The organism is Pseudomonas sp. PDM18, from assembly GCF_014852585.1.
GTDB lineage: Bacteria > Pseudomonadota > Gammaproteobacteria > Pseudomonadales > Pseudomonadaceae > Pseudomonas.
The window spans coordinates 364,810-374,949 of the sequence record NZ_JACVBX010000002.1 but is presented as its reverse complement, the minus strand read 5'-3'; the positions used below and the strand labels follow the sequence as shown (position 1 = coordinate 374,949).

Sequence of the window (10,140 nt, the reverse complement as noted above, 5' to 3'; positions counted from 1 at the left end):
TCGATCAAGGACAGACTATGCCTGCCTACGCACTGAAATGCCTGAGCGCCACCATCACCGTCAGCCTCTTCCTCAGCGCCTGCTCGGCGTTCGAGCCCAAGCCCTACACCGAGGAGGAAATGCGCCAGCGGGTGATCGACGACCAGGCGCGGATGTACAAGGAGCAGGAGCCGGTCAGCGGGCCGATCACCTTCTACGAAGCCTCGGCGCGCGCCCTGAAATATAACCTCGACTACCGCCTGAAACTGCTGGAAAGCGCGCTAGCCTCCGACCTGCGCGATGTCACCAGTCACGAGATGCTGCCGCGGGTGGTCGCCTCCGCCGGCTACGCCGGGCGCAACAATGATTCGGGCGGCACCTCCATCGGCATCGAGGACCGCCAGGTCAGCCTGCGTCCGTCCACCTCGGAAGAGCGTTACCGCCAGCTCTACAGCCTGGGCCTGTCCTGGAGCCTGCTGGACTTCGGCGTCGCCTACTACCGCACCCAGCAGAAGAACGACCAGATGCTGATGGCCGAAGAGCGCCGCGAGAAGGTCGCGCAGAACGTCCTGCAAGACGTGCGCAACGCCTACTGGCGCGCGCTGGGCGCCCAGCGCCTGCTGCCGGAAGTGGACGGCCTGCTGATGCGCACCCACCGCGCGCTGACCTCCGCCCGCGAGGCCGAGGGCAAGGGCCTGCTGCCGCGCCAGGACATCCTCGCCTACCAGCGCGCCCTGCTCGACTCGGTGTATATGCTCACCGTGCGCCGCCAGGACCTGGAATTCGCCCGCGCCGAACTGGCCGCGCTGATGTCGCTGCCGCCGAACACCAAAATGGTCCTGGCCGACATCGGCGAGCAGGCGTTGCCGCTGGTGACCAACAACGTCGAGCAACTCGAACGCCTTTCGCTGGAGCGCCGCCCGGAAATCATGGAGGAGTGGTACCGGAAGCGCGTCGACATGAACGACCTGAAGATCGCCAAGGCCCAGCTGTGGCCCAACGTGAGCTTCAACTACGGCTACGAGTACGACTCCAACAAGTACCTGTACAACAACGACTGGAACCAGACCGGCATCAACGTCTCGATGAACCTGCTGCGCCTGGCGCAGTACCCGGACATCAAGGCCGCCGAGGCCAGCCAGGAAAAGACCGACGACATGCGCCGCACCGCGCTGTCCATGGCCATCCTCACCCAGGTTCGCGTCGGCCTGCTGCGCTATCAGCTGGCCAGGCAGGAAGTGGAGTTCGCCGACGAGAGCCTGCGCGTCGACCAGAGCCTGCTCAGCTATGCCCAGTCCGCCCGTGGCGCCGCCCTGGGCAGCGAGTTGGAGCTGATCCGCGCCGAAGGCCGCTTCCTGCTCTCGCGCTACCAGCGCGAAGCCGCCTACTCCGACGCCCAGGCCGCATGGGGCCGGCTATACAACTCGGTGGGCTTCGAGGTGATGCCCAAGGAAATCGAGAACCACGACGTGAAGACCCTGGCGCGGGAAATCCAGCGCACGCTGGAACAACAGACCAGTACCAACCTGCTCGCCAGCAGCACCTCCAGTGGCACAGAAGGAACCGCCAATGCCGCGCAGTAAGCCGTACCTGCTCCTCCCGCTCTGCCTGATGTTGCTCCAGCCGGCGCTGGCCGATGACGCCCCCGACGGCCTGCCGCCGCTGCCGGACAACCAGGACCCCGGCGCCATCCGCGTGCTGCTGGTGTCCAACCTGGAAACCACCCTTTCCGCGCAAATGAACGGCACCCTCGGCGCGCTCAAGGCGAGCCTGGGCGACAAGGTCGCCAAGGACGCCGAGCTGGCCCAGCTCAACTGCGTGGAGGTCAACGCCCGCGCCAAGGTCGCCGCCGCCGAACTGACCATGGCCCGCTCCAACCTCGCCGCCAAGCAGAACCTGCGCAAGCTCGATGCCGTGGGCGACCTCGAAGTCGCCATGGCCAACACTGAAGTGCAGAAGGCCGACGGCGCCCTCACCCTGGCCCGCGCCCAGGCCGGCTACTGCCTGGTCGATGCGCCCTTCTCCGGGCGTATCGCCAAGGTCTACGTCAAGCCGTACCAGACGGTGACCGCCGGCACGCCGCTGTTCGACCTGGTCAGCGACGGCGCGCTGAAGGTCCGCCTCAACGTGCCCTCGTCCATGCTGCCCAGCCTGCGCCCGGACATGCCGCTGGAAGTGGACATCCACGAAACCGGCAAGCACTACCCGGCCAAGGTCAGCGTGATCAACGCGCGGGTCGACGCCGTGGCGCAAACCGTCGAGCTGGAAGCGAAGCTGGACGCCAGCTACCCCGAACTGATCGCCGGCATGAGCGGGGTCGCGCGCTTCCCCGAAAGCCATGAGTGAGCTGCTGCCGCCACCCCAGCTGCTGCTGAGCCTGGCCAATGTGCGGGACAAGGCGCTGACGGCCGACTCCCTCGGAGGCCTCGCTTTCAGCATCGCCAATGACCTGTTCCCGCTGCTGCGTTTCCACCAGGCGCTGGTGTTCGCCTGCCATGAATCGCGCAACGAGCTGCTGGCGGTGTCCGGCCTGGCCAAGCCCACGGAAGACTCGCCCTATCTGGTCTGGCTGGAACGCGCCAGCCGCTGGGTCGCCGGACAACTACCCGACGCCACACCCACCTGGCTGGCCCGCGACGCCATCGAGCCGCCCGCCGACATCGCCGAGGGCTGGAGCGAATGGTGGCCAGCCGGACTCTGGTGCGTGCCGCTGCACGACCGCGCCGGCAAGCGCCTGGGGCTGGTGCTGTTCCTGCTCGACGAGCCGCCGGCGCGCAACCTGCAACCGCTTCTGCAGGGCATCTGGCAGACCTGGGCGCACGCCTGGGCGTCGTTCGGGCCCCGCACCCGCCTGCGCTACTGGCGACCGAGCACGCGCCAGGTAATGGTCGGCGTCATTGCATTGGCCGCGCTGCTGCTGATTCCGGTGCGACAGACCGCCCTGGCGCCGGCGGAAATAGTCTCACGCAACGCTCAGGTGATCAGCTCGCCCATCGACGGCGTGATCGTCAAGATGCTGGTGCGCCCGAACCAGAGCGTCGAGGTCGGCACGCCTCTTTTCGAGCTGGACGAAACCACCCTGCGCAGTCGCGCCGACGTGCTGGCCAAGGAAGTTGCCGTGGCCGACGCCGAACTCATGGCCGCCAGCCAGCGCGCCTTCGACAACCCGCAGAGCAAGAGCGAACTGTCGGTGCTCGACGGCCGCTCGCGACAGCGCCGCGCCGAACTGGCCGCCGTGCAGGCGCAACTGGCGCGCACCCGCGTACTCGCGCCGCGCACCGGCGTGGCCGTGTACAGCGACCCCAACGACTGGCTGGGCAAGCCGGTGGTGACGGGCGAGCGCATCCTGCAGATCGCCGACCCGAAGGCACCGGGTATGCGCATCCAGCTGCCGGTGGCCGATGCCATCGCGCTGGAGCCGGGGGCACCCGTGGCGCTGTTCCTCACCGCCTACCCGCTCGACCCGCTGCACGGGGAAATCCTCGACACCAGCTACCAGGCCAAGCCCAGCGATGAAGGCGTGGCCTCCTACCGCCTGCTGGCCAGCGTGCAGGACGCCCCGCCCCATGCCCGCCTCGGCCTGCACGGCACGGCCAAGCTGTATGGCGAGCGAGTGATGCTCGGCTACTACCTGCTGCGCCGCCCGCTGGCATCCCTGCGCGCCTGGACCGGTTGGTAGTAGCGATGGACATCGCCGCCGAAGACCTGCCCACCCCGCCGCTACGCGACGATCTGCGCCTGGACGAAGCCGCGCCCGGCCCGGATGGCGAGCCGGTGTGGGTGATCCAGGACAGCGTGCTCAACCGCTTCTACCGCATCGGCTGGCTGGAGTTCGAATGTCTGCTGCGCTGGGAGCAGACGCCCCGGCAGATCAGCGAGCAGATCGCCGAGCAGACCGCGCTCAAGCCCGATGCCGAGCAGGTGCTGGGCTTCCGCCAGTTCCTCGAACACCACCAGCTGCTGCGTCCCGGCCCCGAAGCCCTGGCGCGCCTGGCCGCGCGCAGCGAAGGCAAACAGTGGACGACCTGGAACTGGTGGCTGCACCACTACCTGTTCTTCCGCATCCCGCTGTTGCGTCCGCAGCGCTTCCTGCGCGCCATCGCCGGCAGCCTCGACTGGTTGTTCAACCGGTACGTGGCCATCCTGGTGCTGCTGCTCAGCCTTACCGGCATCGTGCTGGTGGCGCACCAGTGGGACACCTTCACCCACGACGTGGTGGAGTCCTTCTCCTTCGAAGGCCTGCTCAGCTTCGCCGCCGCGCTGGTGGTGGCGAAGACGTTGCACGAGCTGGGCCACGCACTGGTGGCGACGCGGCTGGGCTTGAAGGTCGCGCACATGGGCATCGCTTTCGTGGTGATGTGGCCGATGCTCTACACCGATACCGGCGAGAGCTGGAAGCTGCGCAGCAACCGCCAGCGCCTGGCGATTGCCAGCGCCGGGATCATCACCGAGCTGGGCCTGGCCGGGCTGTCGACGCTGGGCTGGGCGCTGGCCGATCCCGGTCCCTTGCGCAACGGGTTGCTGTACCTGGCGACCACCAGCTGGGCGCTGTCGCTGGCGCTGAACGCCAGCCCCTTCATGCGCTTCGACGGCTACTTCATCTTCTCCGACCTGCTGGACTTCCCCAACCTGCATGAACGCGCCGGCGCCCTCGCACGCACCACGCTAAGACGCAACCTGCTGGGACTGGACGAGCCCTGGCCGGAGCACTTCCCCACCAGCAAGCGCCGGGCGCTGGTGGCCTTCGCCTTCGGTACCTGGGTCTACCGCCTGCTGCTGTTCCTCGGCATCGCCGTGGCGGTCTACTACTTCTTCTTCAAACTGCTGGGGATCTTCCTGTTCGCCGTGGAAATCAGCTGGTTCATCGTTCAGCCCGTGTGGCGCGAACTCAAGGTCTGGTGGCAGCGCCGCGCGGAAGTGAAACCGCGGCGCAAGCTGGTGTTTCTCGCGCTGCTCGGCGCCATCGTTCTGCTGCTCGCCATCCCCTGGCGCACCCAGGTACATGCCATGGGCGTGGCCCGCGCGGCGCAGCAACTGCACGTCTACGCCCCCTTCCCCGCGCTGCTGCGCGACCTGCGCCCCGGCGGCGAGGTGAGCAAGGGCGAAACCCTGGCGGTGATGGAAGAGCCCGATATCGCCGCCAAGGTGGCCGGCAGCGAGGCCAGCATTCGTGGTTATCAAGGGCGCCTGGCCGGCATGCTGGCCGATCCTTCGGGTCTCTCCGAGGAAGCCGTTACCCGCCAGCGCCTGGGCGTGGAGTACCAGCAGGCCCGCGCCGCGCGCAACGAGATGGCCCGCCTCAACCTGCAAGCGCCGTTCGCCGGGCGCTGGATGGACGTCAACCCCGACTGGAAGCCCGGCCAGTGGATCAACACCCGCGAACCCATCGGCGTGCTGGTGGACCCGCAGCACTGGCTGGTGGACGCCTACGTCAAACAGGACGAAGTGCAGCGTCTCACCGACGGCGGCCAGGTGCGCTTCTATCCCGAAGGCGTGCCGAACCCCATCGACGGCCAGGTGGTGCTGATCGGCACCACACGCATCAGCCAGCTGGAACAGCCGATGCTCGCCTCGCGCTACGGCGGCCCGCTGAACGTCAATCCGCAGGGCGAGGCGCTGGTGCCCAACCCGGCGCTGTTCCATGTGCTGGTGAAACTCGACGGCGCACCACCTGGCCTGCACGAAACCCGCGGCCACCTGCAGATCGAAGGCGCCCGGCGCAGCTGGCTGGGCGAAGGGTTTACGCGATTGCTGGCGGTGGCTTTGCGGGAGAGTGGGTTTTAGCTCCCAGCAGATACTCCTGCGCTCGGATCGGCCCTCACCCTCTCCCAGAGGGAGAGGCGACTGTGCGGTGCCGGTTGAAACCCCAGCGTCAGCCGGCACGATCTGCTCCCTCCGGGACCGTTCGGGGCAGGATGAAACCATGGTTCCCACCGGCACGATCCGCCCCTTCTCCCTGAGGGAGAGGGCTGGGGTGAGGGGGAAGCACAAACACGGAGCTAACGGGGAAGGACAATTGCTCCTGCAGGAGCCGTTCAGCGTTGGGCGGTTCGCGAGCAAGGACCAGGCGTCCCCCTCGGTCCTACGAAGAGCCCACCGATCCAGCTTTGGCTTTGACTCTTAAGTCTTCCAGGGAAATGACCGCACACTCCGACTGCCCCGTTCAGGAGGCCTCGTTGAAGCGGAGTTTCAGGGGTTGAGCGACATGGATGTCGCGAGAGCGTTGTCGGGCGAGGGATGGCCCGTCAACGCGGGCCCCTTAAACTGCGCTTCAACGAGGGTATTTTTCGCCCCAAGCGAAAAACCGGATGATTGGGGCAAGACCTTTGCCTTCTTTGGGTCGTTTGCCAAAGAAGGTCGCCCGAGGGGGCGAAACCAGAAGTCCGCGCGTACGCCGAAGCGGCGCTGGAACACCCAGCCCGAGGCAGCATAATTGCAGCTCAGGAGGTCAGGAGGTCAGGAGGTCAGGAGGTCAGGAACACTGCCAGCAGACCGCGGGCATAACCCTCTCCAGCAGGTTCAGCGACGCTCTACGCCACCTCACTCTCCACCCCCGCATCGAGATCCACCAGCAACTCGATCATCGCCCGCGCCGCCGCCGAAAGGCGGTCGCCGCTGCGGGTGACGATGCCGCAGCGCGCCTGGAGAATATCGACATTCTGCGGCAGGTTGCGAAAGTGCAACCTGACCAGCTCTCCGCGCGCCATCGGTTCGCTCAGCGCCTCCTCCACGGCGATGCCGATGGCATCGGTCTGGCCGACGATGCGCACCAGCGAGGCCATGTCCTCGCACTGCACATTGGTGGTGATGTCGATCTTGCCGCTGAGGTTGGCAAGCATCTTCCTCGCGCTGGGCGGAATCAGCGTAGCCGCCAGCGGATAGGCGAACATGTCGTTGGTGGAGAGGCTTTCCTTGGCCAGCAGCGGGTGCCCCTCGCGGCAGAAGAACAGCCCGCTGCGCGGCTTCAGCGCGCGGGTCTGGAAGTTCGGGTCGGCTTCGAAATGGCGGATGTCGGCGACGAAGAACTCGATCTCCTCGCGGCTGAGGCTGCGCGCCAGGCGCTCCCAGTTGTCCACGCCGAACTGGATGTGGATGCGCGGGTAGCGCTGGACGAACCGTGACACCGCGTCGGAGACCAGCTTCTGTGCCGGCGCCGGACCGCTGCCGAATCGCAGCTCGCCAGAGTCCAGCTTGTTCAGACGGGCCACCGCGTGGCTCAGGTTATTGGCGCCCTGCACCAGGCTCAGCGCATGCTGCAGCACCACCTGGCCCTCGGGGGTCGGGCGCAGGTCCTTGCTGCCGCGATCCACCAGACGGCAACCCAGCTCCTGCTCCAGGCCCTGGATGCTGCGGCTGAACGCTGGCTGGGTGATGCCCATGGCATCGGCGGCGCGAACGAAGCTGCGGTGTTCGTTGAGGGCGATGAAGTAGCGGAGTTGGCGCAAATCCATGATGCATTTCCGGCATAGAAAATAGTGGGCAAAGGCATTTGCCGCTGGGTATGCGCTGGTTTTAAATGCAAGCTCTTATTCCGTCAACGAAGAATAAAGCAAGCATCTATTCTTTTATGAACTAAGAATATAGCTCAGACCAGGAGTCGCCCGATGCCAGCCTTGCACCTCCTTTCCTCGCGAATGTGCCTGTCCCGCTGTCGCTGACAGCAGAAGCCGCTTCAACCCCACCGAAAACGTCGTTCGCCACTGCTGCGTGGCGCGGCCCCGTTTTGCCCGCGATTGGCGCCGGCAGATAAGGACACAGCATGATTTCGAGACATTTGCCCTTCCCCTTCAAACTCCACCGGCTGCGCTACGCCATCGTCCTGCTGGCCCTGGGCGGCGCGCTACCGGCATTCGCCGAGGAAGCCGAGGACGGCAGCACCACCGGCGAAACCAGCAAGCCCGTCAGCGCCGCGCCGGCCAAGGCCGATGCCACCCTGGGCAAGGTGACAGTCACCGCCCGCCGCCGCGAGGAGGATTCGCAGAAGGTGCCCACGCCGATCACCGTGGTCGGCGGCGAAACCCTGGAAACCCAGCGCGTCTACAAGGTGCAGGACCTGCAGCAGATACTGCCCAGTGTGAACGTCGCCTTCATCCACGCGCGGCAGTCGAGCATCGCCGTGCGCGGCATCGGCAACAACCCGGCCAGCGACGGCCTGGAAGGCAGCGCGGGGGTCTACCTGGACAACGTCTACCTGGGCCGCCCAGGCATGGCGGTGTTCGACCTGCTGGACATCGAGCAGCTGGAACTGCTGCGCGGCCCGCAAGGCACCCTGTTCGGCAAGAACACCACGGCCGGCGTGCTGAACATCAGCACCCGCGCACCGACCTTCAGCCCCGAGCGCAGCGTCGAGGTCTCCGGTGGCCAGGACGGCTACTTCCAGGGCAAGGGCACCGTCTCCGGCGCGCTGACCGACACCCTGGCCGGGCGCGTGTCCGCCTACCGCACCCGCGACGACGGCTACATCAAGAACGTCCACGACGACAACTACCTGAACGGCGGCGAGCGCCAGGGCATCCGCGGGCAACTGCTGTTCAAGCCCAACGAGGATTTCGACCTGCGCTGGATCAACGACTACAACGAGGAGGATTCGAGCAACGGCAGCATGGTGGTCTATGGCGCCGCCGACCGCTTCTGGCAGCGTGCTGCCGCGGTAGGCGCTTCGCCGATCCGCGATCCGGACCGGCACAAGGTCAACATCAACAGCCGCCAGCACGTCAGCGTGCACCAGGGCGGCAGCTCGGTGGAGGCCAACTGGAACCTCAACGGCGGCTACAAGCTGACCTCCATCAGCGCCTATCGCTACTGGCACTTCACCCCGGCCAACGACGAGCAGCTCAACGTCTCGGCGATCAACAACACCGGCGTGGAAGTCCACGACCGCCAGTTCTCCCAGGAAATCCGCCTGGCCTCGCCCACCGGCGGCTTCTTCGACTACGTGCTGGGCGCCTATGCCTTCAACCAGAACCTGGGCAACAAGACCTTCACCGACTACGGCCCGCTGGCCGACCCGTACCTGCTGGGGGCGAACCTCAACGCCCTGAACAACACCTACTCCAAGGCCAACGGCAAGATCGAGACCGACAGCTTTGCGCTGTTCGCCCAGGGCACCTGGCACCTCACCGACAAGCTGGACTTCACCGCCGGCCTGCGCGGCACCTACGAGGAGAAGGACGCCAAGGTCGAGCGCTTCGCTCCGATCGGCGGTGCGCCGGTCAGTGGCGTCGGCGCAGTGGTTCGGCGCAACCAGTTGGGCGCCTACGACTCGGGCGACCTCAGCCTCTACAGCTTCGCGCCCTCGGCCCTGCTGAGCCTGAGCTACCAGTTCACCGATGACCTGCTCGGTTATGCCTCGCTGTCCCACGGCGAGAAGTCCGGGGGCGTGAACCTGGCCGTGGCCAGTGCGCCAACAGCCGGCGCCGACTCCCTGCTGGTCGGCCCGGAGCGCGCCAACGACGCCGAACTGGGGATCAAGACCACCCTGTTCGACAACCGCCTGCAACTCAACACCAACCTCTTCTGGACCGGCATCCATGGCTACCAGGCGACCACGCTGTACCAGCCGCCGGGTTCGACCCAGCTGGTCTCGGTGCTCTCCAACGCCGGCAGCGTGCGTTCGCGCGGCCTGGAATTCGAGGCCACCGCACTGCCCATTCGCGGCCTGACGCTGAACTTCAACGGTTCCTACAACGATGTCACCTACCTGTCGTTCAAGGACGCCCCGTGCCCGGCGGAAATCTCCACCCAGCCCGGCGCGCCCGCCACTTGCGACCTCACCGGGCAACGCGTGGTCGGCGCCTCGAAATGGATCGCCAACCTCAATGGCGAATACGCCTGGAACCTCGACGACGGCATCCGCCCGTACGTGACCGGCAGCTACTCCTACCGCTCCGAGGCCGAGGGCACGCTGGACAACTCCGACCTCTCGAAGATCGACGGCTACGGCCTGGCGAACTTCTCCGTCGGCCTGCGCAAGGACCTCGGCGACGGCCAGCTGGACGCCTCGGTCTGGCTGAAGAACGCCTTCGACAAGGACTACTACCTGGCCGCCTTTGCCAGCATCAACGGCTCCTACACCGCCTCGGTGGGGCAGCCGCGGACTCTGGGCGCGTCGGTCCGTTACGACTTCTGATCCCCATCCGCCGCGCTCCCGGGCGCGGCGCT

At 66.6% G+C, this 10,140-nt stretch carries 6 protein-coding genes; 5 read left to right on the top strand and 1 reads right to left on the bottom strand.

Going from position 1 to position 10,140, the window contains the following annotated elements; translation table 11 throughout:
* Positions 1–17 precede the first annotated feature (17 nt).
* From IB274_RS06600 to IB274_RS06585, 4 genes are read left to right on the top strand one after another with little or no spacing between them, the layout of a single operon-like run.
* The gene (locus tag IB274_RS06600; RefSeq protein ID WP_192431216.1) at positions 18–1,562 is read left to right on the top strand and encodes a TolC family protein; all 1,545 of its coding nucleotides are present in this window, start codon (positions 18–20) and stop codon (positions 1,560–1,562) included.
* On the top strand, positions 1,549–2,325 hold the full coding sequence (locus tag IB274_RS06595; RefSeq protein ID WP_192431215.1) for an efflux RND transporter periplasmic adaptor subunit: 777 nt from the start codon (positions 1,549–1,551) through the stop codon (positions 2,323–2,325). The genes IB274_RS06600 and IB274_RS06595 overlap by 14 nt, the downstream gene beginning before the upstream one ends.
* The gene (locus IB274_RS06590; RefSeq protein WP_192431214.1) at positions 2,318–3,658 is read left to right on the top strand and encodes an efflux RND transporter periplasmic adaptor subunit; all 1,341 of its coding nucleotides are present in this window, start codon (positions 2,318–2,320) and stop codon (positions 3,656–3,658) included. Before IB274_RS06595 ends, IB274_RS06590 begins: the two co-directional genes overlap by 8 nt.
* A gap of 5 nt (positions 3,659–3,663) precedes the next feature.
* Positions 3,664–5,763, top strand: coding sequence for an HlyD family efflux transporter periplasmic adaptor subunit (locus IB274_RS06585; protein WP_192431213.1), 2,100 nt, complete (start codon positions 3,664–3,666; stop codon positions 5,761–5,763).
* Between the two features lie 746 nt (positions 5,764–6,509).
* On the opposite strand, the gene IB274_RS06580 is transcribed toward IB274_RS06585, so the two are convergent.
* Positions 6,510–7,430, bottom strand: a complete 921-nt coding sequence (locus IB274_RS06580; RefSeq protein WP_192431212.1) for a LysR family transcriptional regulator — start codon at positions 7,428–7,430, stop codon at positions 6,510–6,512.
* 308 nt (positions 7,431–7,738) lie between these two features.
* On the opposite strand from IB274_RS06580, the gene IB274_RS06575 reads away from it, so the two are divergent.
* On the top strand, positions 7,739–10,108 hold the full coding sequence (locus tag IB274_RS06575; RefSeq protein ID WP_192431211.1) for a TonB-dependent receptor: 2,370 nt from the start codon (positions 7,739–7,741) through the stop codon (positions 10,106–10,108).
* Positions 10,109–10,140: the final 32 nt, after the last annotated feature.